A 24,905-nucleotide genomic window follows, 5' to 3' on the forward strand; every position below is an offset into this window, starting at 1 on the left:
GGCGCTTTTTTACAAGCGGACACGCTCTCCCATGACCCATTACGATTGCCTCGAACAGATCACAGACACCGCCGTGCGCGCGCGCGCCATCGGCGGTCTGACCCGCCTGCGGCAGGCGCTGGCGCAGGAAATTCCCGCCCGCACCGCTACCGACACGCTGCTGCTGGCGACGTGGAACATCCGCGAGTTCGATTCAGGCAAGTACGGCTACCGGTCTGACGAGGCGTACCTGTACATCGCCGAAGTGCTGAGCCGCTTCGACCTGATCGCGGTCCAGGAGGTGCGCGACGGCCTGTACCCGCTGCAGCGCCTGCAGCGGATGCTCGGCCCGTGGTGGGGCCATCTGGTGACGGACGTCACGCTGGGCGCCTCCGGCAACGCCGAGCGCATGGCCTATCTCTACGACCGCCGCAAGGTGCGCTTCACGGGGCTGGCGGCCGAACTGGTGCTGCCCCCGCCGGGCCGGTCCGCGCCGGCCCCGGTGCAGCTGGCGCGCTCGCCGTACCTGGCCGGGTTCCAGGCGGGATGGGCCTACCTCACGCTGGCCACCGTCCACATCTATTACGGCACCAGCCGGCCCGACGACGCGCGCCGGCTGGCCGAGATCACGGCGTTCAGCCAGACCGTCGCCCAGGCAGCCGGCAAGCTGTCCGCCGCGCCGCAGCCGGCGCCCGGCGCCAAGCCCGATCCGGGCAACCTGATCCTGCTCGGCGACTTCAACATCTTCAATCGCCGCGACGTGACGATGCAGGCCATCACCAAGGCGGGCTTCATCGTGCCGCCGGAGCTGCAATCGGTGCCAGGATCGAACGTGGGCAAGGACCGCCACTACGACCAGATCGCCTATTTCCGGCAGCTGTCGAGCATGGCGCCCACCGGCCGCGCGGGCGTGTTCGACGTGTTCGAGCACGTGTACCGGCTGGCCGATGCCGACGCCTACGCCGCCGAGCGCCAGTCGCGCCCGGGCCGCAGCTTCAAGGACTGGCGGACCTACCGCATGAGCGACCACCTGCCGATGTGGATCGAGTTCGGCATCGACGACGCCGACGCCTGGCTGGAGGGCCTGGCGCGCTAGCCAGCACGGGGCGCGGTTCCGGTCTATGCTTGCGCCTGCGGCGCCGGCAGGCGGGGCCAACCACCGTCGGACACCGCGCAGGCATCGTCCCCATCCCACGACCAAGGAGCCCCCATGGCCCTCTCGATGTACGACGTTTCGATCCCGGTGTTCATCCGGGCCCTGACGAACCTGTCCGCGATCCTGGACAAGGGCGCCGCCCACGCCAAGGCGCAGGGCATGGACGCCGCCGAGCTGATCCAGACCCGCCTGGTGGCGGACATGGACGCGCTGCCGGCCCAGATCCAGCGGGCCAGCGATTCGGCCAAGGGCTGCGCGGCGCGGCTGGCCGGCATCGAGATCCCGTCGTACCCCGACGATGAGACCACGTTCCCGGACCTGCAGGCGCGGATTGCCAAGACCATCGGCTTCCTGAAGACCATCCGCCCCGAACAGCTGGAAGGCAGCGAGACGCGCGTGGTGGAGCTGAAGCTGCGCAACGGCCCGGTGACGTTCGACGGCAAGAGCTACCTGCTCGGGTTTGCGCTGCCGAACTTCTACTTCCACGTGACCACGGCCTACGACATCCTGCGCCACAAGGGCGTGCAGATCGGCAAGATGGACTACCTGGGCGCCCCGCGCTGATCCGGCAGGGCGACGGGAGCGGTGTGGCGGCATCGGCCACTTAGCAAAAACCCTAGGTTCTTGATACAATCGCCGGTTGCTCGCCTGCCGGCGATTGCCTAGTTTTTAAGCAGAAAGGCCCCCGCGCCCCATTACCGTTCCCATCGCATGACTTACACCGTCAAGGAAATCTTCTATACGCTGCAAGGCGAAGGCGCCAACGCCGGCCGTGCGGCGGTGTTCTGCCGGTTCTCGGGGTGCAACCTCTGGACCGGCCGCGAGGAAGATCGCGCCCGCGCGGTGTGCCAGTTCTGCGACACCGACTTCGTCGGCACCGACGGCACGCGCGGCGGCAAGTACCGCACCGCCGAGGAACTGGCGGCCGTGGTGGCGTCGGAATGGCCGCAGGGCGCGGGCGGCCAGCCGCTGGTGGTCTGCACGGGCGGCGAGCCGCTGCTGCAGCTCGATGCGCCGCTGATCGACGCGCTGCACGCGCACGGCTTCGAGATCGCCATCGAGACCAATGGCACGATTCCGGTGCCCGAGGGTATCGACTGGGTCTGCGTCAGCCCGAAGATGGGCTCGGAACTGGTGGTCACCAAGGGCGACGAACTGAAGGTGGTGATGCCGCAGGCCGGCCAGGACTTCGCCGCATACGAGCAACTGGATTTCCGCTATTTCCTGGTGCAGGCCATGGACGGCCCACTGGCCCGTCAGAATACGGCTGCGGCGGTGGATTTCTGCCAGCGCCATCCGCGCTGGCGCCTGTCGCTCCAGACCCACAAGCTGCTGGGCATTCGCTGACACATGAGCAAACAAGTTTCGATCACGCGCCGCCTTGAATTCGACGCCGGCCACCGTATCCCGAGCCACGGCGGCCAGTGCCGCAACATCCACGGCCACCGCTACCGGCTGGACCTGACGCTGGCCGGCGAGGTGCTGCGCCAGGAAGGCGCGTCCGACGACGGCATGATCCTGGACTTCGGCGACATCAAGGCGCTGGCCAACGAGCACCTGGTGTCGAAGTGGGACCATGCGTTCCTGATCTACCGCGGCGATACCGCGCTGCTGAACTTCCTCCAGTCGATGGACAACCACAAGACCGTGGTCATCGACAGCATCCCGACCGTCGAAAACCTGGCCCAGGCCGCGTTCGACATCCTGGCGCCGGTGTTCAAGGACTGCTTCGGCCATCACCTGCAGCTCACCCGGCTGGTGCTGTTCGAAACGCCGAACTGCTGGGCCGAGGTGAGCGCGCCGCTGTCGCTGCCGGCGCAGGACTGACCGGCCATGTCCGGCGCGCCGCAGTTCGAAGACGCCGCCGCGCGCGACCGCTTCTACATGGCGGCCGCGCTGGAAGAGGCGCGCCTGGCCGAGGCCGCCGGCGAAGTGCCGGTGGGCGCCGTGGTGGTCTGGAACGACGCCATCATCGCGCGCGGCCACAATCTGCCGATCCGCTCCGTCGACCCGTCCGCGCACGCCGAAATGCAGGCCCTGCGCGCCGCCGCCAAGGTGCTGGGCAACTATCGCATGCCCGAATGCGAGTTGTATGTGACGCTTGAGCCATGCGCGATGTGCAGCGGCGCCATCCTGCACGCCCGGTTGAAGCACGTCGTGTTCGGCGCGACCGATCCCAAGACCGGCGCCGCCGGCAGCGTTGTCGACCTGTTCGCGCAGGCTACGCTGAACCACCAGACCACGCTCGCGCGTGGCGTGATGGCCGACGAATGCGGCCAGTTGCTGCGCGATTTCTTCGGCGCCCGCCGCCGCGCGCAGAAAGCCGCACAACAGGCCGCACGGGACGGGCAGGGCGTGCCGCCCTCGCCACCGGCGGCCGATTAGGCGAGAATCGGTGCTTCCGATCCCGTGCACCGATCGCCGCATCGACCCCTGCCCAGCATGACCCACCCCATCGACGTCCGCCTGATTGCCGCTTCCGGCTACCCGCACGACATGACCGTGGCCGAGCGCGGCTGCGCCTGGCTGGCCGGGCACGGCTACCGCGTCGCCAATCCGGACATCCTCGCCCGGCGCCACCTGCGCTTTGGCGGCACCGACGCCGAGCGGCTGGCCGACCTGCACGCCATCGGCACCGGCGCCGCGCCGGAACTGACGCTGGCGGTGCGCGGCGGCTACGGGCTGGCGCGGCTGCTGGGCCAGATCGACTTTGCGCGGATTGCCGACCAGGCGCGCGCCAGCGGCACGCCCATCGTCGGCCATAGCGATTTCACGGCGTTCCAGCTTGCCTACCTGGCCGCCACGGGCGGCGTGACGTTCGCGGGGCCGATGCTGCTGGCCGATTTCGGCCCGGAACTGGTAGACCCGTACATGTGGCAGCACTTCGACGCCATCCTGCGCCAGCCCGCGTACCGGATCGAGGTGCCCGCGCCCCAGGCCGCGCCCGGCACCGGGACCATCGAAGGCACGCTCTGGGGCGGCAACCTGGCCATGCTCTGCAGCCTGCTGGGCACGCCGTACCTGCCCACGGTGGACGGCGGCATCCTGTTCCTGGAAGACATCAACGAGCCGCCGTACCGCGTGGAGCGGATGCTGCTGCAACTGCTGCAGGCCGGCGTGCTGGACCGCCAGCAGGCCATCGTGCTGGGCGATTTCTCGAACTACCGCACCACCGACTACGACAACGGCTACGACATGGACGCCGTGTTCGACTACCTGCGCGCCCGGCTGCGCGTGCCGGTGCTGACCGGCCTGCCGTTCGGCCACTGCCCGCGCAAGCTGACGCTGCCGGTGGGCGGGCAGGCCCGGCTCGAAGCCAGTGCCGAAGGCTTCACCCTGGCGCTGTCGGGCTATCCCACGCTGTAGGCCGGCACGGCTGACGGCGCCTGCCGCGAGTGGTAAAATCGCGGGTTATTTCCTCATTTCGCTGCGCCGGGCACGCCAATCGGGTGCGTGCCGTCCACAATCCGGCCGCCAGCGGGGCGGGGCCCATCGGGGCACCCCCACATTCCAGACAAGGTCCAGACGTGCTTTCTACCGCAAACATCACCATGCAGTTCGGCCCCAAGCCGTTGTTCGAGAACATCTCGGTCAAGTTCGGCGAGGGCAACCGCTACGGCCTGATCGGCGCGAACGGCTGCGGCAAGTCCACGTTCATGAAGATCCTGGGCGGCGACCTGGAGCCGTCGGCCGGCACCGTGATGCTGGAGCCGGGCATCCGCCTGGGCAAGCTGCGCCAGGACCAGTTCGCCTATGAAGACAACCGCGTGCTCGACGTGGTGATGATGGGTCACGTGGAGATGTGGGCCGCCGCCAGCGAGCGCGACGCCATCTACGCGAACCCCGAAGCCACCGACGAGGACTACATGAAGGCCGCCGAGCTGGAGGCCCGCTACGCCGAGTACGACGGCTACACGGCCGAGGCGCGCGCCGGCGAGCTGCTGCTGGGCGTGGGCATCCCGACCGACCAGCACCAGGGCCCGATGAGCGACATCGCGCCGGGCTGGAAGCTGCGCGTGCTGCTGGCGCAGGCGCTGTTCTCGAACCCGGACGTCCTGCTGCTGGACGAACCGACCAACAACCTGGACATCAACACGATCCGCTGGCTGGAAGACGTGCTCAACGAGCGCAACTCCACCATGATCATCATTTCCCACGACCGCCACTTCCTGAACTCCGTGTGCACGCACATGGCCGACATGGACTACGGCACGCTGAAGGTCTACCCGGGCAACTACGACGACTACATGCAGGCGTCGATGCAGGCCCGCGAGCGCCAGATGGCCGCCAACGCGCGCGCCAAGGAGCGCATCACCGAGCTGCAGGACTTCGTGCGCCGCTTCTCGGCCAACAAGTCCAAGGCCCGCCAGGCCACGTCGCGCGCCAAGCAGATCGAGAAGATCAAGGTCGAGGACATCAAGCCGTCGTCGCGCCAGAACCCCTTCATCCGCTTCGAGTTCGAGAAGAAGCTGCACAACCTGGCCGTGGAAGTCGAGGGCATCACCAAGACCTACGAGCGCAAGATCATCGACAACCTGTCGATGGCCGTGCAGGCGGGCGAGCGCGTGGCAATCGTCGGCGAGAACGGCGCCGGCAAGACCACGCTGCTGCGCAGCCTGCTGAGCAACATCGTGCAGACCGGCGTGCAGCGCGGCGTGGAAGTGGACCGCGGCACGGTCAAGTGGGCCGAGAACGCGAACGTGGGCTACATGCCGCAGGACACGTACGAGGAATTCCCGAACGACGCCACCGTGATGGACTGGATGAGCCAGTGGACCCAGGCCGGCGACGACGACCAGTCGCTGCGCGGCACGCTGGGCCGCCTGCTGTTCTCGGCCGACGACATCAAGAAGAACGTCAAGGTGCTGTCCGGCGGCGAAAAGGGCCGCATGATCTGGGGCAAGCTGATGCTGGGCCGCCACAACGTGCTGGCCATGGACGAGCCGACCAACCACATGGACATGGAGTCCATCGAGTCGCTCCAGATCGCGCTGGACAAGTTCCCGGGCACGCTGATCTTCGTCTCCCACGACCGCGAACTGATCAACGGCCTGGCCACGCGCGTGATCGAAGTGCGCACCGACGGCACGATCACCGACTACCTGGGCACGTACGACGAGTACCTGGCCTCGCAAGGCATCGAGGCGTAATTCCCGCTTCGGGTTGTCTCCGCGAGCGGGAGAGGGGAGACGACAAGCGCAAGATTCAAGCTCGATATCCCGCTGGTTGTCTCCCCTCTCCCGCGCTGCGGGAGAGGGGCAGGGGGAGAGGGCCGGCGGTTCAAATTGCCACATGTCGGCAAGTAGCGCCGCAACGCCCTCTCCCCCAACCCTATCCCGCGCTGCGGGAGAGGGGAGCCAAACAGCCGGCAGTGCAGGCCGGCACCCCAGCCTTCACCCCCGCCACACCCTCCCTTCACACACAGCGCCCAGACTGGCCTCCCACCCATCGGAGCCCAGCCATGAGACGCCGCCGCATTCCCGATATCGAAGCTTTCCTGCGGCGCGTGCGCCAGTTGCTGCGCGTGCCCGAACCGGCGCGCGATGGCGGATAATACGCGGCGATGAAACCGCCAGCCATCCTCGTCGTCGAAGACGAATCCGCGATTGCCGACACGATCGTCTATGCCCTGCGCACCGACGGCATGCAGGCCACCCATTGCCTGCTGGGCAGCGACGCGCTGGCGCGGCTGCGTGCCGGCACCGACGCGCCGGACCTGGTGATCCTGGACGTCGGGCTGCCCGACATCAGCGGTTTCGAGGTCTGCCGCACGCTGCGCACGTTTTCCGACGTGCCGGTGATCTTCCTGACCGCCCGGCACGAGGAAATCGACCGCATCGTCGGGCTGGAGATCGGCGCCGACGACTACGTGGTCAAGCCGTTCTCGCCGCGCGAACTGGCCGCCCGGGTGCGCGTGATCCTGCGGCGCGCCCGGCCGGCGCCGGCCCAGCCCGCCGCCCCGTCCCAGCCGTTGCCGTCCGAAGGTTTCCACCATGACGAAGCCGGTGCCCGGCTGGCCTGGCGCGGCCGCTGGCTGGACCTGACGCGCTACGAATACCGGCTGCTCGCGCTGCTGGTGGCCCATCCGGGCCGTATCTATGCGCGCGCCCAGCTGATGGACCTGGTCTGGCACGACGCGCTCGACACGGTCGACCGCACCGTCGATACCCATGTCAAGACGCTGCGCGCCAAGCTGCGCGAGGTGGACCCGTCGGCCGACCCGATCCGCACCCATCGCGGCATGGGCTACTCGCTCGACGCCTAGGCGGCCATGCACATCGGCCTGCGCATCTTCTTCGGCTTTTTCCTCGTGGTCGGGCTGGCCGCGTTCCTGACGCTGCGCGTGTTCGTGCAGGAGGTAAAGCCCGGCGTGCGCCAGGCGATGGAAGACACGCTGGTCGACACCGCCAACGTGCTGGCCGTGCTGGCCGCCGACGACCTGCGCAATGGCCAGCTCGCCGATGGCAATTTCGCCCGCAAGCTGGCGCGGCTGCAGGAAAGCCCGGTCGACGCCAGCGTCTGGGGCATGCACAAGGACGCCATTGGCTACCGCATCTACATCACCGACGACCGCGGCATCGTCCGCTTCGATTCCACGGGCCAGGCGCTGGGCGCCGACTATTCGCGCTGGAACGACGTCTACCTGACGCTGCAGGGCAAATACGGCGCCCGCAGCACCCGCACCGATCCCGACGACGAGGCCAGCACGGTCATGTACGTGGCCGCGCCAATCCGCGACGGCGCGCGCATCATCGGCGTGCTGACCGTGGCCAAGCCGAACCGGTCGGTGGCGCCGTTCATCGCGCGCAGCCAGGGCAAGATCCTGACCTACGGGCTGCTGCTGATTGGCGGCGCGGCGGTGATCGGCGTGGTCTGCACGCTGTGGCTGGTCATCGGCCTGCGCAAGCTGCAGCGCTACGCGCGGTCCGTGGCGGCCGGCGAACGCGCCGAAATGCCGCTGCGCGGCGCCAGCGAACTGGCCGAGCTGGGCCGCGCCGTGGAAACCATGCGGCTGCGGCTGGAAGACAAGCAGTACGTCGAGCACTACATCCACACGCTGACCCACGAGATGAAAAGCCCGCTGGCGGCCATCGGCGGTGCGGCGGAGTTGTTGCAGGAAGACATGCCGCCGGCCGACCGCGCGCGCTTTGTCGGCAATATCCGCAGCCAGGCGCAGCGGCTGGACGAGCTGATCCGCAAGCTGCTGACGCTGGCCGAAGTGGAGCAGCGCCAGCGGCTGGAGCACGCGGCGCGCGTGCCGCTGGCGCCCGAGATCGGCCAGATCGTGGCCGCGCTGGAACCACGCGCACGCCAGCGCGATGTCCGGCTGCACTGGCAGGCGCCGGCCGGCCCGGGCCCGGCCACGACCGGCGACCCGTTCCTGCTGCGCCAGGCCATCGTCAACCTGCTGGAGAACGCGCTCGACTTTGCGCCGGCGGGTACCACCATCGACATCGCGCTGGGCCCGCTGCCCGCGCAGGACGCGGTGGCCGTGACAATCGACGACCGCGGCCCCGGCATCCCGGACTTCGCCCAGGGGCGGCTGTTCGAGCGGTTCTATTCGCTGCCCCGGCCCGGCGGGCGCAACCGCAGCACCGGGCTCGGGCTCTGCCTGGTGCGCGAGGTGGCCCAGCTCCATCGCGGCACCATCGAGGTGGCCAATCGCGACGGCGGCGGCACCCGGGCACGGCTGACCGTGCCGCTGGCGGCCTGACTTCACACCGGGCCCACATCGCCCCCACATCGCGCCCACAGCGGCTCGCTAGTCTTGCGGCACGTCAACCCGACTGTCACAGGACACCATGAACAAGCCTCTGATTTTTCGCATCGTCACGATTGGCGCGGTCGTCGTACTGCTCTGGATCGCGCTCCAGATGGTGCTCGGCATCGTCCACGAACGCGGCGTATACCGCGACCAGGCCGAGCGCAGCATCTGGCAGAGCTACGCCGGCCCGCAGACGCTGACCGGGCCGGTCATCGTCGTGCCCTACAAGGAAATCATCGCCGTGCCGCCGCCGGCGGACCGCCCGCTGACGCAGAACGCGGTGCCGGCGCCGCTGGCCCCGTACCGCGAGGAAATGCGCCAGTTGCTGGTGTTCCCGAAGTCGCTGCGGGTGCAGACCGCCATCACGCCGAGCGAGCGCTACCGGGGCATCCACAAGACCATCGTCTACGAAACGGCCAGCGAGCTGTCCGGCACGATCGAGCTGCCCGATCCCAAGGCGCGGCCCGAGCTGCCGGAATCGACCCACCACGTCCGCTTCGAGATTGGCCAGCCGTACGTGGTGGTGGGCGTGGCCGACATGCGCGGGCTGGTCTCGGAGCCGGTCATCGCGCTGGACGGCACGGCGGTGCAGCTTTCGCAGGGCACGCGGCTGCCGAGCCTGCCGCAGGGGCTGCACGGGCGCGTCGACGTGTCCGGCGCGGCCGGCAAGCCTGCCGAGGCGCGCGTGGTGCCGTTCTCGATGAAGCTGGCGGTGCTGGGCGCCCGCGCGATGGCCGTCACGCCGGTGGCCGGCCTGAACCAGTTCAGCATGCAGTCCCCGTGGCCACACCCGAGCTTCGACGGCGACTTCCTGCCGCGCCAGCGCACGGTCACGGCCGACGGCTTCCGCGCCGAATGGTCGATCACGTCGTTCAACACCCGCGTGCGCGAGCAACTGGCCACCCAGCAGGGCGTGCACGACCTGCAGGCCGCGTCCGTCACGCTGATGGAGCCGGTCAACATCTACGTGCAGGCCGAGCGGGCGGTCAAGTACGGCCTGCTGTTCGTGGTGCTGACGTTTGCCGGGCTCTACCTGTTCGAACTGGTCAAGTCGCTGCGCATCCACCCGATCCAGTACCTGCTGGCCGGCCTGGCGCTGGCGATCTTCTTCCTGCTGCTGGTCAGCCTGTCCGAGCACGTGGCATTCGTGCTGGCCTACCTGACGGCCAGCGCAGCCTGCATCGGCCTGCTGGGCTTCTACCTGTCGTTCGTGCTGCGAAGCTGGCAACGCGGCCTGGGCTTTGCCGCGCTGCTGACGGCGCTGTATGGCGCGCTCTACGGGCTGCTCGTGTCCGAGGACAATGCGCTGGTCCTGGGCACCGCGCTGCTGTTCGTGACGCTGGCCATCATCATGGCGGTCACGCGGAAGGTGGACTGGTATGCGGTGGGGGGCGGGCAGGGCGCTGTGGCAGCGGGGATGCAGCCTGCCGACGAGGTCAGCAAGCAGACCGCGGCGGACTAGTGTTTGCTCCCCTCTCCCGCATCGCGGGAGAGGGGCCGGGGGAGAGGGCGTTGAGGTTCTGCTTGCCGACTGGTCGCGATTTGAACCGCTGGCCCTCTCCCCCAACCCCTCTCCCGCAGGCGGGAGAGGGGAGCTGCACCCGCGCCCCTACCGCGCTGGTGCCACGCCCATTTCGGCCAGCAAATCGTCGAGCTGGTCGATGATGGCGTGGGCGGTGATGTCGCCCTTGGCTTTCTGCAAGGCGGCGCCCAGCGTGTCGCGCAGGGCGGCCAGTTCGACGACGGTGGCGGCTTTTTCCACCTTGACCTGCAGTACGTAGCCGCGCAGCCCCAGGTGGTTGCCGATCACGTCGGTGTAGAAGTGGTAGAGCCGCTGGTAGCCGTCGGCGCCGACGGTGGCCGGGGCGCGCGCCGGGGTCAGTGCCGGGGCGATGGTGGTGTCGGCCAGCACGTCGCGATCGTCGACGCGGTCGTCGATGCCCTTGCCGCCGGCCGAGTTGTAGCCCGAATAGGCCGCGAACAGGTTGGTGTCGGCCGGGCGGGCCGGCGCGGCGGGGCGGCCGGACCGGGCGGCCGCTGGTGCTGCCCGCACTGGCTCGGCGGCCGGCGCGATCAGGCCCAGCGCCAGCAGCGTATCGAACGCCTCCTCGGCCACGCCCATGCCGGCGACTTGCGCCAACAGCGCCGATCTGGCGCGTTCTCCGTTCACGATCAGCAGCAGCGCGCGCAGCTTGTGGTCCAGCTTGCGCGCGCGGGTGCGGATTTCCTCCTGACCTGCTTCCGTCTTGTGATAGACCGGGTCGACCATGTCTCGCTCCTTTGTTATCGATCGGCCGCCCGCGGCGAGGCCCTCGGGTGAGCTGTTGCGCGGCCGATTATCGCCATCTTGTTATCCGGGCCGGCGGCGGATGGACGAAAAGCGAATCCGCAAACCGGCCTACAATGTGGTGCACCATAAAAGTAACAAAATTTGCACTCCGCCGATTCACCTCTTGAGGGCTGTGGCCATGCAACAACGAGACAAACTTTTCATCAACGGCAAATGGGTGGCGCCCCACGGTACGGGCAGTATCGACGTCATCCACTCGGCCACCGAGGCCGTCATGGGCAAGATCCCCGAGGGACATGCCCGTGACGCCGAGGACGCCATTTCCGCCGCCCGCGCGGCGTTCGACGGCTGGGCCGCGACGCCGCCCGCCGACCGCGTGCAGTACATCCGCAAGATCGCCGAGGGACTCAAGGACCGCACCGAGGAACTGGCGCAACTGATCGCCGGCGAGGTGGGCATGCCGATCAAGCTGGCGCGCGCCATCCAGGTGGGCGGGCCGGTCTACAACTGGGGCCAGGCCGCCGCGCTGCTCGACAGCTTCACGTTCGAGGAACAGGTGGGCAACTCGCTGGTCGTGCGCGAGCCGGTGGGCGTGGTGGCGGCCATCACGCCGTGGAACTACCCGCTGAACCAGATCACGCTGAAGGTGGCACCGGCGCTGGCCGCCGGTTGCACCGTGGTGCTCAAGCCGTCGGAAGTGGCGCCGCTCAATGCCTTTGTGCTGGCCGAGGTGATCGAGGCCGCCGGCCTGCCGCCGGGCGTGTTCAACCTGGTGACCGGCTACGGCCCGGTGGTGGGCGAGGTGCTGGCCAGCCATCCGGAGGTCGACATGGTGTCGTTCACGGGCTCCACGCGGGCCGGCAAGCGCGTGTCGGAGCTGGCCGCGCAGTCGGTCAAGCGCGTGGCGCTGGAACTGGGCGGCAAGTCGGCTTCCGTGATCCTGGACGACGCGGACCTGCCGGCGGCCGTCAAGGGCACGCTGAGCGCCTGCTTTCTCAATTCCGGCCAGACCTGCTCGGCGCACACCCGCATGCTGGTGCCGCGCAGCCGCTACGACGAGGTCAAGGCGATTGCCGCCAAGATCGTGGAAGGCTTTACCGTGGGCGATCCGATGTCGGACACCACGCGCCTGGGCCCGCTGATCTCGGACGTCCAGAAGCAGCGCGTGACCGGCTACATCCGGCGCGGGCTGGAAGAGGGCGCCGAACTGGTCGCTGGTGGCCCGGAGACCCCGGAAGGCTTCGAGCGCGGCTTTTTCGTCAAGCCCACCGTGCTGGGCAACGTCGATCCCCGGGCCACCGTGGCGCAGGAGGAAATCTTCGGCCCAGTGCTGTCGGTAATCTGCTACGACACCGAGGAAGACGCGATCCGCATCGCCAATGACAGCATCTACGGGCTGGGCGGCGGCGTCTGGTCTGGCGACGAGGCGCGCGCGATCCGCGTGGCGCGGCGCATCCGCACGGGCCAGGTGGACATCAACGGCGGCCCGTTCAACATGAATGCCCCGTTCGGGGGATTCAAGCAGTCCGGCAACGGCCGCGAGGGCGGCAAGTTCGGGCTGGAGGAATTCCTCGAATACAAGTCGCTGCAGCTCAAGAAGCCGGCCTGAGCGGCTCCGGCCGCTGCCCGCACCCCGTAGTACCGATGCCCGGCCCGTCCGGGCATTCTTGTCTGCGCGGAAATCTGCCATGCTTGCGTCTTTCCTTGGGGGGAGCGTGTCGATGCGCTGGTTCAAACGGCTGGGCTGGGTCATCCTGGGTGCGATGGTGCTGACGCTGACGGCGGCGATTGGCGCCTATGTCTGGTACCGCCAGGCGTCGCAGCCCGATACGGCCGGCACGCAGCAGCTATCCGGGCTGCGCGAGCGGGTGGTGGTGGTGCGTGACCGCAACGCCGTGCCGCACATCCAGGCCAGCCATCCGCTGGACGCCTACTACGCGCTGGGCTACGTCCACGCGCAGGACCGGCTCTGGCAGATGCAGATGAACAAGCGCATCGTGGCCGGGCGGCTGGCCGAGATCCTGGGCCCCAAGGCTGTCGACAACGACCGCTTCCTGCGTACGCTGGGGGTGCGCCGCAACGCCGAGGCCATCGTCGCCCGCACGTCGCCGGAGGTCCGCGCGGTGCTGCAGGCCTATGCCGACGGCGTCAACGCCTTTATCGACACCCGCAAGTCGGCGCTGCCGCCCGAATTCCTGATGCTCGGCATCCGCCCGGAACGCTGGGAGCCGGCCGATACCGTCGGCTGGCAGACGATGATGGCCTGGGACCTGGGCGGCAACTGGACGCAGGAAGTGCTGCGGATGGGCCTGGCCCAGCAGCTCCCGACCTCGCGCATCGCCGAGATCCTGGCGCCGTACCCCGGCGACAAGCCGCTGCGCACGATGGATTACGCCAGCTTCTACCGCCAGCTCGCCCCGGTGGCCACGGCCATGGCCCAGGTGGCCGACCGCGCGCCGTCCAGCCATATCGAAGGGATGGGCTCGAACAACTGGGTGGTGTCGGGCGCGCACACCCGCAGCGGCAAGCCGCTGCTGGCCAACGACCCCCACCTGGGGCTGCAGGCGCCCGCGCTGTGGTATTTCGCGCACCTGCAGGCGCCGGGGCTGGACCTGACCGGCGCCACGCTGCCCGGCGCGCCGCTGGTGGTGCTGGGCCACAACCAGCGCATTGCCTGGGGCTTCACCAATACGGCACCCGACGTGCAGGATTTGTTCATCGAGCGGATCGACCCGTCGAATCCGGCCCGCTACCAGACCCCCGACGGCTGGGCGCCGTTCGAGACCTATACCGAGACCATCCACGTGAAAGGCGAGCCCGACGTGACGCTGCGCGTGCGTGCCACGCGCCACGGGCCGGTGATGTCCGACGTGGCCGAGCCGATTGGCGCGGCGGCCAAGCCGCTGGGCGCCCAGTACGTGGTGGCGTTCCAGTGGACGGCGCTGCGGCCCGACGACAAGACGTTCCAGGCCAGCCTGAACATGGGGCTGGCAAAGGACTGGAAGAGCTTCGTGGCCGCGCTGCGCGACTTCCACGCCCCGCAGCAGAACATGGTCTACGCCGATGTCGATGGCAACATCGGCTTCATCGCGCCGGGCCGCGTGCCGGTGCGCCGGGCCGACAACGACCTGATGGGCCTGGCGCCGGCGCCGGGCTGGGACGCGCGCTACGACTGGCAGGGCTTTATCCCGTTCGAGCAGTTGCCGCAGCGGTTCAACCCGCCGTCGGGCATGATCGTGACCGCCAACCAGAAGATCGTCGACGACCAGTACCCGTTTTTCCTGACCAGCGAATGGAGCGTGCCGTACCGGGCGCAGCGCATCCAGGCGCTGCTGGACGCCACGCCGCGCCATACGCCGGACACCTTCGCCGCGATCCAGAAAGACGTGGTGTCGCTGGCCGTGCGCGACGCCTTGCCGCTGCTGCTGGCCGCCCCAGTGGCCAGCGATGCATCGCGCCCGGCCCGCGAGCGCGCGCTGTTCGACGGGCTGCGCCAGTGGGACGGCACCATGGCGGCCGACCGCGCCGAGCCGCTGGTGGTGACGGCGTGGCTGCGCGAGCTGTCGCGGCTGCTGTTCGCGGACAAGGTGGGCGACGCGCAGTTCGTCCGGCTCTGGGACCAGCGCAACGTCCAGTTGCCGATGCTCAACGCCATGCGCGACCCGGCCGGGCAGGGCGCCTTCTGGTGCGACAACTCGCGCACCACCGCCCGCGAGACCTGCGCCGACACGATCGGTCTGGCCTGGCAGCGCGCGCTGGCCGACCTCGATACCCGCTACGGTTCGGACCCGGACAAATGGCGCTGGGGCAAGGCCCACACGGCGCGCTCGGAGCACAAGCCGTTCGGCAAGGTGCCGTATCTGGCCGGGCTGTTCAACGTCCGCGTGCCGACCGGCGGCGATACCTATACGGTCGACGTGGGCCGCCACAGCCTGCGCGACGAGAAGGCGCCGTTCGAGAACACCCACGCGGCCAGCCTGCGCGCGATCTACGACCTGGCCGACCTGTCCGCGTCGCGCTTCATGTCGTCGACCGGGCAGTCCGGCAACGCGCTGTCGCCGCACTACCGAGACTGGACCGACAAGTGGGCCGCCGTCCAGTTCATCCAGATCGGCGCGCAGCGGCGCAACCCCGGCGGCGACAGCTTCGAGACGCTGGTGCTGCAACCGGCACGCGACAGGCATTGATGCGGTGCGGTATCGTATCGCCCTGCGTCCCCTATCCGATGCCCACCATTTCTAGCAGGAGCGTTACGCAATGAGCGAAACCAGGCGCCAGTTGAGGACCGATGTCATCCAGCACGTTGCATTCGAACATGCAGGCGTGATTGCCGACGTGGCGCGCGACCGCGGCCATGACATTCGCCTGTTCCAGGCCGGCGTGGACGACCTGACGCTGGTGCAGACCGATCCGGCCGACCTGCTGGTCGTGCTGGGCGGCCCCATCGGCGTCTACGAGACCGAAGCGTACCCGTGGCTCGAAGCGGAGATCAGCGTGATCCGCCAGCGGCTGCAGGACGAACTGCCGATCATCGGCGCCTGCCTGGGCGCGCAGTTGATTGCCGCGGCGTGCGGCGCGCGCGTCTATCCGGGCACGCGCGAGATTGGCTGGGCGCCGATTTCGCCGACCGAGGCCGGCCGCCGCTCGCCGCTGGCGCTGCTGGCCAACGCCGACTGGGAGGTGCTGCACTGGCACGGCGACACGTTCGACCTGCCCGAGGGCGCCGAGCGGCTGGCATCGACCGCCGCGACGCCAAACCAGGCGTATGCCATCGGCAAGCACGTGCTGGCGCTGCAATTCCACCCCGAGGTCAAGCCGGGCGATATCGAGACCTGGCTGATCGGCCATACGGTCGAGCTGGCCAAGGCCGGCGTGGACCCGCGCACGATCCGCCGCCGCACGGCCGAGATCGGCGCCACCGTGGCCAGCGCCGGCGAACTGATGTTCGCGCGCTGGATGGAGGAGGCGGGGCTGTGAGCGGCGCGGCTGTGGACGTCAGGATCGACGTGCTGCTGGCGGGCCGCGTGCAGCCGTTTGGCCCGAAAGGCGTGCCGAGCGGCATCGGCAAGACGCCTGTGGACGGGCCGGTGCGCATCACGCCGGTCGGGCTGGCCATCGACGAGCAGGGCGATCCGAAGCACCACGGCGGCCCCGAGAAGGCGCTGCACCACTATCCGCGCGACCACTACGCGGGCTGGCGCGGCGAACTGGCCGGGCAGGGCGGCAACACGGCCGTGCTCGACCACGCGGGCGCGTTTGGCGAAAACCTGAGTACCACGGGGCTGACCGAGGCCGATGTCTGCGTGGGCGACCGCTACCATCTGGGCACGGCGCTGGTGGAGGTGTCCCAGGCACGCCAGCCGTGCTGGAAACTGAATCACCGTTTCGGGTTTGCCGGCATGTCGCGCGCGGTGCAGGGCAGCGGACGCACCGGCTGGTATTACCGCGTGATCGAGGAAGGCGAGGTGGCCGCCGGCGACCGGCTGGTGCTGGTGGCGCGCCCGTATCCGCAATGGAGCCTGCAGCGGCTGCTGCACGTGCTCTATGTCGACCGGCTCAATCTATCGGCGCTCGCCGAAATGGCCGAACTGCCATGCCTGGCCGAAAGCTGGCGCAAGCTGGCCCGGCAGCGCGTGGCCAGCCACGCGGTCGAGGACATGGAGAAGCGGCTGGCGGGCGGTTGAATGGGCCGGGGAAGGGGGCGGCGAAGGCGCTGCTTAGTCCTGGCGAAACCGCCACGCCGTGCCTTCGCGCGTGATGCGCTCCCAGATCGCCTGCTTTTCTGCCTCGCTGTAGAACACCCAGTTGCTGACCTCGGCGGCCGTCCGGCCGCAACCCTGGCAAACCTCGTCGAACAGCGTCGAACAGATGCCGATGCACGGGCTGTCTGGGCGGTCGCTCAGGCGGGTGTCGTCGGGCGTGGAAGCGGTGGGGTCGGCGGGGCGGTCGGACATGGAAGGCGGGCGGGAAACTGAGCGCGCATTATAAACGCCCGCTGCGGGGGCGCCCCGCCACCCGCCTGCCGATGACATCCAGCGGCAAGGCGCCGGAGCGGGCCCGGCGCCTCGGGTGCATCAGTACTTCCAGAAGATCTGCTGAAGCTGCTTCGGATCGTTGGTCTTGGTCAGCGCCAGCGCCATCAGGATGCGCGCCTTCTGCGGCAACTGGTCGTCGGTGACGATCCAGTTGTACTTGTCGTCAGGCTGCTCGGCGTTGCGCACGACGATGCCGCTGCCCGTGCGCGACGCGCGCACGACCTGCACGCCCTTGGCCTGCGCCGCCTTCAGCGGCTCCACCATGTAGTCGCCCACGCTGCCGTTGCCGGTGGCCGCATAGACGATGGCCTTGGCGCCGCTCTTGACGGCCGCGTCGACCATGGCCGGGTTCACGTTGCCGTAGGCGTAGAGCACGGCCACTTCGGGCAGGCGGTCGATCTTGTCGATGTCGAACTCGGTCTGCACCGTGTGCGGCCGCGCCAGCGTGCGGTAGTACAGCGTGCGGCCCTCCACCACGTAGCCCAGCGGGCCGAACGGCGAGCGGAACGTCTCGGTCTTGAACGTGTTGCTCTTGGTCACGTCGCGGCCCGTGTGGACCTCGTCGTTGAGCACGACCAGCGTGCCCTTGCCCCTGGACGCCGGGCTGGACGCCACCAGCACCGCGTCATAGAGATTCAGCGCGCCGTCGGCGCCCAGCGCCGTACCCGGACGCATGGAACCCACCACCACCACGGGCTTGTCGCTCTTGAGCGTCAGGTTCAGGAAGTAGGCGGTTTCCTCGATCGTGTCGGTGCCGTGCGTGATCACGATGCCGTCCACGTCGGGCTGCTTGAGCAGTTCGGACACGCGCTTGCCCAGCTTCAGCAGCCGCTCGTTGTTGAAGCTCTCGGACCCGATCTGGAAGATCTGCTCGCCCTTGACGTTGGCGACCTTCGAGACTTCCGGCACCGAGGCAATGATCTTGTCGACCGGCACCACGGCCGACTGGTAGGCCGCCGTGTTGGTGGCCGAGGCACCGGCCCCGGCAATGGTGCCGCCCGTGCCGATGATGACGATGTTGGCCTTGCGGGCCTCGGCGGTCGTACCGGCCGGGGCCGCGCCGGGGGTGCCGGGCGCCGGGGCCAGTTGCGCACAGGCCGTGCCGGTCAGCAGGGTGGCGGACAGCAGCAGCGCGGCGATGGGTTTCAGGGTGGCAGTACGTTGCATGATTCTCCTCTTGGCGGCGGGCTGCTGGTTTCTCGTGGAAAGCGCGGGGCCGCCGCGTATGGTTGGTTCATGAGACCGTGGTGCCAGGTAGGCGTGTCAGGCACCACGGACCGAGCACTATAACCACCCATCCCCGTTGCGTCGACAACCACAACAGAATCTGCACAGCGCCCGGCCATCGCCCGCAAACGTATGCCAGATAAGACAAAGCGGCATTCTCCACGCTGGGAGAATGCCGCCCGGTGACGACAACGGCCGCGTTGTGCGACGGGTCAGAAACTGTCGCCTGGCACGCGGACCCAGCCTTCCATCAGCACGCGCGCGCTGCGGCTCATGATGGCCTTGCGCACGGTCCACTGGCCGTTGGCCTGTTCGGCCTGGGCGCCCACGCGCAGCGTGCCCGACGGATGGCCGAAGCGCACGGCCTCGCGTGCGCCGCCGCCGGCGGCCAGGTTGACCAGCGTGCCGGGGATGGCTGCCGCCGTGCCGATGGCCACCGCCGCCGTGCCCATCATCGCGTGGTGCAGCTTGCCCATCGACAGCGCGCGCACCAGCAGGTCCACGTCCTCGGCGCGCACGGTCTTGCCGCTCGATGCCGTGTACGTGGCCGGGCCGGCGACGAACGCCACCTTCGGCGTGTGCTGGCGCGTGCGGGCTTCGTCCAGGTCCTGGATCAGGCCCATGCGCTTTGCGCCGTGCGCGCGGATCGTCTCGAACATCGCCAGCGCCTTCGGGTCGCCGTTGATGGCGTCCTGCAGCTCGGTGCCGGTGTAGCCGATGGCCGCCGCCTCGACGAAGATCGTCGGGATGCCGGCGTTGATCATCGTCGCCTTGAGCGTGCCCACGCCGGGCACTTCCAGGTCGTCGACGAGGTTGCCGGTCGGGAACATCGCGCCGCCGCCGTCGTCGCCTTCCTCGGCGGCCGGGTCCATGAACTCCAGTTGCACCTCGGCGGCCGGAAAGGTCACGCCATCCAGCTCGAAGTCGCCGGTTTCCTGCACCGCGCCGTTGGTGACCGGCACGTGGGCGACGATCGTCTTGCCGATGTTGGCCTGCCAGATGCGGACCGTGACGGTGCCGTTCTGCGGAATCCGGGCGGCCTCGATAAAGCCGTTGCTGACCGCGAACGGGCCCACCGCCGCCGACAGGTTGCCGCAGTTGCCGCTCCAGTCGACGAACGGCTGGTCGATCGACACCTGGCCGAACAGGTAGTCCACGTCATGGTCCGGCCGCGTGCTGCGGGCGATGATCACCGTCTTGCTGGTGCTCGACGTGGCAGCGCCCATGCCGTCGATCTGCTTGCCGTACGGGTCCGGGCTGCCAATCACGCGCAGCAGCAGGCGGTCGCGCGCCGGGCCCGGCTGCTGGGCGGCCTCGGGCAGGTCCTGCAGCCGGAAGAAGACGCCCTTGCTCGTGCCGCCGCGCAGGTACGTCGCCGGGATCTTGATTTGGGGAACGTGAGCCATCGTGGTTTCCTTGAAAGTCTGCGCCGGGGATCGTCAGGCGGCTGCCCGCGACGATTCCAGGAAGTCCTGCGCAAACCGTTGCAGCACGCCGCCGGCCTCGTAGATCGACACTTCCTCGTCGCTGTCCAGCCGGCAGCGCACCGGCACCCGCACGGTCTCGCCGTTGCGGCGGTGGATCAGCAGCGTCAGCTCGGCGCGCGGCTGGCGGTCGCCCACCACGTCGAACGTCTCGGTGCCGTCGATGCCCAGCGTCAGCCGGTTGGTGCCCGGGAAGAATTCCACGGGCAGCACGCCCATGCCGATCAGGTTGGTGCGGTGGATGCGCTCGAAGCCCTCGGCCACGATGGCTTCCACGCCGGCCAGCCGCACGCCCTTGGCGGCCCAGTCGCGCGACGAGCCCTGGCCGTAGTCGGCCCCGGCAATCACGATCAGCGGCTGCTTGCGGTCCATGTACGTCTCGATGGCTTCCCACATCCGCACGACCTTGCCCTCGGGCTCGATGCGCGCCAGCGAACCCTTCTTCACGGCGCCGTCCACCACGGCCATCTCGTTGACCAGCGTCGGGTTGGCGAACGTGGCGCGCTGGGCGGTCAGGTGGTCGCCGCGGTGCGTGGCGTACGAGTTGAAGTCTTCCTCGGGCAGGCCCATCTTCGCCAGGTACTCGCCAGCCGCGCTGTTCGGCAGGATGGCGTTCGACGGCGACAGGTGGTCGGTCGTGATGTTGTCGCCCAGCACGGCCAGCGCGCGCATGCCGCGCAGCGTGCGCTCGCCGGCCAGCGCGCCTTCCCAGTACGGCGGGCGGCGGATGTAGGTGCTCTGCGGGCGCCAGTCGTAGAGCGGATCGATCGCGGTGTCGTTCTCGGCACGCACGGCGAACATCGGCTCGTAGACCTTGCGGAAGTGCTCGGGCTTGACGCTCTGGCGCACGATGGCGTCGATCTCGTCGTCGCTGGGCCAGATGTCGCGCAGGTAGACCGGCTGGCCGCTGGCGTCGGTGCCCAGCGCGTCCTGCTCGATGTCGAAGCGGATCGTCCCGGCGATGGCGTAGGCCACCACCAGCGGCGGCGACGCCAGGAACGCCTGCTTGGCATACGGGTGGATGCGGCCGTCGAAGTTGCGGTTGCCGGACAGCACGGCCGTGGCGTACAGGTCCCGGTCGATGATTTCCTGCTGGATCTTCGGGTCCAGCGCGCCGGACATGCCGTTGCAGGTGGTGCAGGCAAACGCGACGATGCCGAAGCCTAGCTTTTCCAGGTCGGGCAGCAGGTTGGCTTCCTGCAGGTACAGCTCCACGGCCTTGGACCCCGGCGCCAGCGACGACTTGACCCACGGCTTGCGCGCGAGCCCGCGCTGGTTGGCGTTGCGGGCCAGCAGCGCGGCGGCAATCACGTTGCGCGGGTTGCTGGTGTTCGTGCAGCTCGTGATGGCGGCGATGATCACGGCGCCGTCGGGCATCTGGCCCGGCGTGTCTTCCCACTGGCCGGCAATGCCGCGCGCGGCCAGGTCGGACGTCGGCAGCCGCTTGTGCGGATTCGACGGGCCGGCCATGTTGCGGACCACGGTGGACAGGTCGAAGTGCAGCACGCGCTCGTACTCGGCGTCGGCCAGCGCGTCGGCCCACAGCCCGGCGGTGCGGGCGTAGGTTTCCACAAGCTGCACCTGGGCCTCGTCGCGGCCGGTCAGGCGCAGGTATTCGGTGGTCTGGCCGTCGATGAAGAACATCGCGGCCGTGGCGCCGTACTCGGGCGCCATGTTCGAGATGGTGGCGCGGTCGCCCAGCGTCAGGCTGGCCGCCCCTTCGCCGCGGAATTCCAGGTAGGCGCCGACGACCTTTTCCTTGCGCAGGAATTCGGTCAGCGCCAGCACGATGTCGGTGGCGGTGATGCCGGGCTGGCGGCGCCCGGTCAGTTCCACGCCGACGATGTCGGGCAGCCGCATCCACGACGCGCGGCCCAGCATCACGTTCTCGGCCTCCAGGCCGCCCACGCCGATGGCGATCACGCCCAGCGCGTCCACGTGGGGCGTGTGGCTGTCGGTGCCGACGCAGGTGTCCGGGTAGGCCACGCCGTCCGCGGCATGGATCACCGGCGACATCTTCTCCAGGTTGATCTGGTGCATGATGCCGTTGCCCGGCGGGATCACGTCGACGTTGCGGAACGCCTTCTTGGTCCAGTTGATGAAGTCGAAGCGGTCCTCGTTGCGGCGGTCCTCGATGGCGCGGTTCTTGGCGAACGCGTCGGGGTCGAAGCCGCCGCATTCCACGGCCAGCGAGTGGTCGACGATCAGCTGCACCGGCACCACCGGGTTGACCTTGGCGGGGTCGCCGCCCTGGTCGGCAATGGCGTCGCGCAGGCCGGCCAGGTCCACCAGCGCGGTCTGGCCCAGGATGTCGTGGCAGACCACGCGGGCCGGGAACCACGGGAAGTCCAGGTCGCGGCGGCGCTCGACGAGCTGCTTGAGCGAATCGGTCAGCGTGGCCGGGTCGCAGCGGCGCACAAGGTTCTCGGCGAGCACGCGCGAGGTGTACGGCAGCTTGTCCCAGGCGCCCGGGGAAATGTCATTGACGGCTGCGCGGGCATCGAAGTAGTCGAGCCGGGTGCCGGGCAGCGGCTTGCGGTAGGCGGTATTCATGGCGGCGTGAGGACTGGCGGGCCGGCTGGCCGCCCGCCCGGAGGCACGGGCGGCGCAGCGGCACATCTCTAATGGTGTGGCGGACGTTCAGGCGCGCTTGTCGAGCGGCACGAACTTCAGGTTCTCCGGGCCGGTGTAGTTGGCCGTCGGGCGGATGATCTTGTTGTCGATCCGCTGCTCGATCACGTGCGCGGCCCAGCCCGACGTGCGGGCGATGACGAACAGCGGCGTGAACATGGCCGTCGGCACGCCCATCATGTGGTAGCTCACGGCGCTGAACCAGTCGAGGTTCGGGAACATCTTCTTGGCGTCGGCCATGACCGTTTCCAGGCGCTCGGCGATGTCGAACATCTTCATCGAGCCGGCGTCCTTCGACAGCTTGCGCGCCACTTCCTTGATCACCACGTTGCGCGGGTCGCTGATGGTGTAGACCGGGTGGCCGAAGCCGATCACGACTTCCTTGTTCTCCACGCGGCGGCGGATGTCGGCCTCGGCCTCGTCCGGGGTGTCATAGCGCTTCTGGATCTCGAACGCCACCTCGTTGGCGCCGCCGTGCTTCGGGCCGCGCAGCGCGCCGATGCCGCCGCAGATGGCCGAGTACATGTCGGACCCGGTGCCGGCCACGACGCGGCAGGCAAACGTCGACGCATTGAACTCGTGCTCCGCGTACAGGATCAGCGACGTCTGCATCGCGCGTTCCCAGAGCTTGGACGGCGCCTCGCCGTGCAGCAGGTGCAGGAAGTGGGCGGCAATCGAGTCGTCGTCGGTTTCCACCTCGATGCGGCGGCCGTTGTGGCTGTAGTGGTACCAGTACAGCAGCATCGAGCCCAGGCTGGCCATCAGGCGGTCGGCGATGTCGCGCGCGCCCGGGGTGTTGTGGTCGTCCTTTTCCGGGAGCACGGTGCCCAGCACCGACACGCCCGTGCGCATCACGTCCATCGGGTGCGCGCTGGCCGGCACCCATTCCAGCGCGGCCTTGACGTTGGCGGGCAGGCCGCGCAGCGCCTTGAGCTTGGTCTTGTAGGCGGCCAGTTCGGCCTTGTTCGGCAGCTTGCCGTGCACGAGCAGGTGGGCGATTTCCTCGAACTCGCAGGTGTCGGCGATGTCGAGGATGTCGTAGCCGCGATAGTGGAGATCGTTGCCGCTACGGCCGACGGTGCACAGCGCGGTGTTGCCGGCGGCAACGCCCGACAGGGCAACGGATTTCTTGGGTTTCGGCGTGGCCAGCGGTTGGGCTTCGGACATCTGGGTCTCCTTGGGGGGTGTTTCGCGTTGGGCCATGGGAGTGGCGTCTCGCTATCAGCTTGTTCTGGATCGGTTCTCGATGGGCGGCCGGGCGGCGTTACTTGCCCTTGCCCTGGGCGAACAGCGCGTCGAGCTTCTGCTCGTAGGCATGGTAGTCGATCCGCTCGTACAGTTCGGCACGGGTCTGCATCGTATCCACCACGTTCTTCTGGGTGCCGTCGCGGCGGATGGCGGCAAACACGTTCTCGGCGGCCTTGTTGGCGGCCCGGAACGCCGACAGCGGGTACAGCGCCATTGCCACGCCCACGCCGCGCAGGTCGTCCAGCGTGAAGTACGGCGTGGCGCCGAATTCGGTCAGGTTGGCCAGCACGGGCACCTTCACGGCATCGACGAACCTGGCGTACATGTCGAGATCGGTCATGGCCTCGGGGAAGATGGCGTCGGCGCCGGCTTCGGCGCAGGCCATGGCGCGCTCGATGGCGGCGTCCAGGCCCTCCACGGCCAGCGCGTCGGTGCGGGCCATGATGACGAAGTTCTGGTCGGTGCGGGCGTCGACGGCGGCCTTGATGCGGTCGACCATCTCCTGCTTGCCGACGATTTCCTTGTTCGGGCGGTGGCCGCAGCGCTTGGCGCCCACCTGGTCCTCGATGTGCATGGCGGCGGCGCCGAACTTGATCAGCGAGCGCGTGGTGCGGGCGACGTTGAACGCCGAGGCGCCAAAGCCGGTGTCGACGTCGACCAGTAGTGGCGTGTCGCAGACATCGGTGATGCGGCGGATGTCGGTCAGCACGTCGTCAAGGTTGGAGATGCCCAGGTCGGGCAGCCCCAGCGAGCCCGCGGCCACGCCGCCGCCGGACAGGTAGATCGCGCGATAGCCGGCCCGCTTGGCCAGCAGCGCGTGGTTGGCGTGGATCGTGCCCGGAATCTGCAGCGGGCTTTCGTCGGCCAGGGCCTGGCGGAAGCGGGCACCCGCGGAGCGGGCGAGTTCGTTGGCGGAAAAAGTCATGGCGTGGTCTCTTGTCTGGATCGTTCCTGCTCGGGGCAGGGCCGGCTATAGGCGCAAGGGGTGTGCCAGCAGGGCGGGCACCGTGCCCGCGATGGCGGCGGCGTCATGCCGGTACGCGAAAACCCTTACGGGTCAGGGGCTTAGGTGATGTTTTCGGCGGGTACT

Annotated in this window: 21 protein-coding genes; 14 read left to right on the forward strand and 7 right to left on the reverse strand. The window is 68.8% G+C overall.

Annotated elements, in window-relative coordinates; translation table 11 throughout:
* Positions 1-31: 31 nt before the first annotated feature.
* From EHF44_RS13300 to creD, 10 genes are all read left to right on the forward strand, one after another.
* Complete coding sequence (locus EHF44_RS13300) at positions 32-1,075, forward strand: endonuclease/exonuclease/phosphatase family protein (RefSeq protein ID WP_124684176.1); 1,044 nt, start codon at positions 32-34, stop codon at positions 1,073-1,075.
* A gap of 114 nt (positions 1,076-1,189) precedes the next feature.
* Positions 1,190-1,699, forward strand: a complete 510-nt coding sequence (locus tag EHF44_RS13305) for a DUF1993 domain-containing protein (RefSeq protein WP_124684177.1) — start codon at positions 1,190-1,192, stop codon at positions 1,697-1,699.
* 147 nt (positions 1,700-1,846) lie between these two features.
* Positions 1,847-2,482 carry a 7-carboxy-7-deazaguanine synthase gene (queE, locus tag EHF44_RS13310; RefSeq protein WP_124684178.1) on the forward strand — a complete coding sequence of 212 codons (636 nt, stop codon included), beginning with the start codon at positions 1,847-1,849 and terminating at the stop codon, positions 2,480-2,482.
* A gap of 3 nt (positions 2,483-2,485) precedes the next feature.
* Positions 2,486-2,962, forward strand: coding sequence for a 6-pyruvoyl trahydropterin synthase family protein (locus tag EHF44_RS13315; protein WP_124684179.1), 477 nt, complete (start codon positions 2,486-2,488; stop codon positions 2,960-2,962).
* A 6-nt stretch (positions 2,963-2,968) separates the two neighbouring features.
* Positions 2,969-3,520: a tRNA adenosine(34) deaminase TadA gene (tadA, locus tag EHF44_RS13320; RefSeq protein ID WP_124684180.1), complete on the forward strand. Its 552-nt coding sequence runs from the start codon at positions 2,969-2,971 to the stop codon at positions 3,518-3,520.
* 57 nt (positions 3,521-3,577) lie between these two features.
* Entirely contained in the window at positions 3,578-4,501 is a 924-nt protein-coding gene (gene ldcA / locus EHF44_RS13325; protein WP_124684181.1) for a muramoyltetrapeptide carboxypeptidase, read from the forward strand.
* A gap of 161 nt (positions 4,502-4,662) precedes the next feature.
* On the forward strand, positions 4,663-6,285 hold the full coding sequence (locus EHF44_RS13330; protein WP_124684182.1) for an ABC-F family ATPase: 1,623 nt from the start codon (positions 4,663-4,665) through the stop codon (positions 6,283-6,285).
* A gap of 413 nt (positions 6,286-6,698) precedes the next feature.
* A complete protein-coding gene (gene creB / locus EHF44_RS13335; RefSeq protein WP_124684183.1) occupies positions 6,699-7,400 on the forward strand; it encodes a two-component system response regulator CreB in 702 nt (233 codons plus the stop codon).
* A 6-nt stretch (positions 7,401-7,406) separates the two neighbouring features.
* The gene (creC, locus tag EHF44_RS13340) at positions 7,407-8,849 is read left to right on the forward strand and encodes a two-component system sensor histidine kinase CreC (protein ID WP_124684184.1); all 1,443 of its coding nucleotides are present in this window, start codon (positions 7,407-7,409) and stop codon (positions 8,847-8,849) included.
* Positions 8,850-8,937: 88 nt separating this feature from the next.
* Positions 8,938-10,362, forward strand: a complete 1,425-nt coding sequence (creD, locus tag EHF44_RS13345) for a cell envelope integrity protein CreD (protein WP_124684185.1) — start codon at positions 8,938-8,940, stop codon at positions 10,360-10,362.
* A 147-nt stretch (positions 10,363-10,509) separates the two neighbouring features.
* Here the strand turns inward: creD and EHF44_RS13350 are convergent, their stop codons facing one another.
* Positions 10,510-11,169: a hypothetical protein gene (locus EHF44_RS13350; RefSeq protein WP_124684186.1), complete on the reverse strand. Its 660-nt coding sequence runs from the start codon at positions 11,167-11,169 to the stop codon at positions 10,510-10,512.
* 199 nt (positions 11,170-11,368) lie between these two features.
* Between EHF44_RS13350 and EHF44_RS13355 the strand changes: the two genes are divergently transcribed.
* The 4 genes from EHF44_RS13355 to EHF44_RS13370 all read left to right on the forward strand — a co-directional run bounded on the left by EHF44_RS13355 (position 11,369) and on the right by EHF44_RS13370 (position 16,874).
* The gene (locus EHF44_RS13355) at positions 11,369-12,799 is read left to right on the forward strand and encodes an aldehyde dehydrogenase family protein (RefSeq protein ID WP_124684187.1); all 1,431 of its coding nucleotides are present in this window, start codon (positions 11,369-11,371) and stop codon (positions 12,797-12,799) included.
* 112 nt (positions 12,800-12,911) lie between these two features.
* Positions 12,912-15,377, forward strand: a complete 2,466-nt coding sequence (locus tag EHF44_RS13360; protein WP_124684188.1) for a penicillin acylase family protein — start codon at positions 12,912-12,914, stop codon at positions 15,375-15,377.
* Positions 15,378-15,447: 70 nt separating this feature from the next.
* A complete protein-coding gene (locus EHF44_RS13365) occupies positions 15,448-16,167 on the forward strand; it encodes a glutamine amidotransferase (RefSeq protein WP_124684189.1) in 720 nt (239 codons plus the stop codon).
* Positions 16,164-16,874 (forward strand): MOSC domain-containing protein, encoded by a 711-nt coding sequence (locus tag EHF44_RS13370; RefSeq protein WP_124684190.1) that lies wholly within the window; start codon positions 16,164-16,166, stop codon positions 16,872-16,874. The genes EHF44_RS13365 and EHF44_RS13370 overlap by 4 nt, the downstream gene beginning before the upstream one ends.
* Positions 16,875-16,907: 33 nt before the next feature.
* Here the strand turns inward: EHF44_RS13370 and EHF44_RS13375 are convergent, their stop codons facing one another.
* From EHF44_RS13375 to prpB, 6 genes are all read right to left on the reverse strand, one after another.
* Positions 16,908-17,144, reverse strand: coding sequence for a DUF1289 domain-containing protein (locus tag EHF44_RS13375; protein ID WP_124684191.1), 237 nt, complete (start codon positions 17,142-17,144; stop codon positions 16,908-16,910).
* Positions 17,145-17,264: 120 nt separating this feature from the next.
* Positions 17,265-18,392: an asparaginase gene (locus tag EHF44_RS13380; RefSeq protein ID WP_124684192.1), complete on the reverse strand. Its 1,128-nt coding sequence runs from the start codon at positions 18,390-18,392 to the stop codon at positions 17,265-17,267.
* Between the two features lie 272 nt (positions 18,393-18,664).
* A complete protein-coding gene (prpF, locus tag EHF44_RS13385) occupies positions 18,665-19,858 on the reverse strand; it encodes a 2-methylaconitate cis-trans isomerase PrpF (RefSeq protein WP_124684193.1) in 1,194 nt (397 codons plus the stop codon).
* Between the two features lie 33 nt (positions 19,859-19,891).
* Positions 19,892-22,489 (reverse strand): Fe/S-dependent 2-methylisocitrate dehydratase AcnD, encoded by a 2,598-nt coding sequence (gene acnD, locus EHF44_RS13390; protein WP_124684194.1) that lies wholly within the window; start codon positions 22,487-22,489, stop codon positions 19,892-19,894.
* Positions 22,490-22,576: 87 nt separating this feature from the next.
* A complete protein-coding gene (prpC, locus tag EHF44_RS13395) occupies positions 22,577-23,734 on the reverse strand; it encodes a bifunctional 2-methylcitrate synthase/citrate synthase (protein WP_124684195.1) in 1,158 nt (385 codons plus the stop codon).
* 97 nt (positions 23,735-23,831) lie between these two features.
* Positions 23,832-24,740, reverse strand: a complete 909-nt coding sequence (gene prpB / locus EHF44_RS13400; protein ID WP_124684196.1) for a methylisocitrate lyase — start codon at positions 24,738-24,740, stop codon at positions 23,832-23,834.
* Positions 24,741-24,905 lie beyond the last annotated feature (165 nt).

Source organism: Cupriavidus pauculus, from assembly GCF_003854935.1.
GTDB lineage: Bacteria > Pseudomonadota > Gammaproteobacteria > Burkholderiales > Burkholderiaceae > Cupriavidus > Cupriavidus pauculus_C.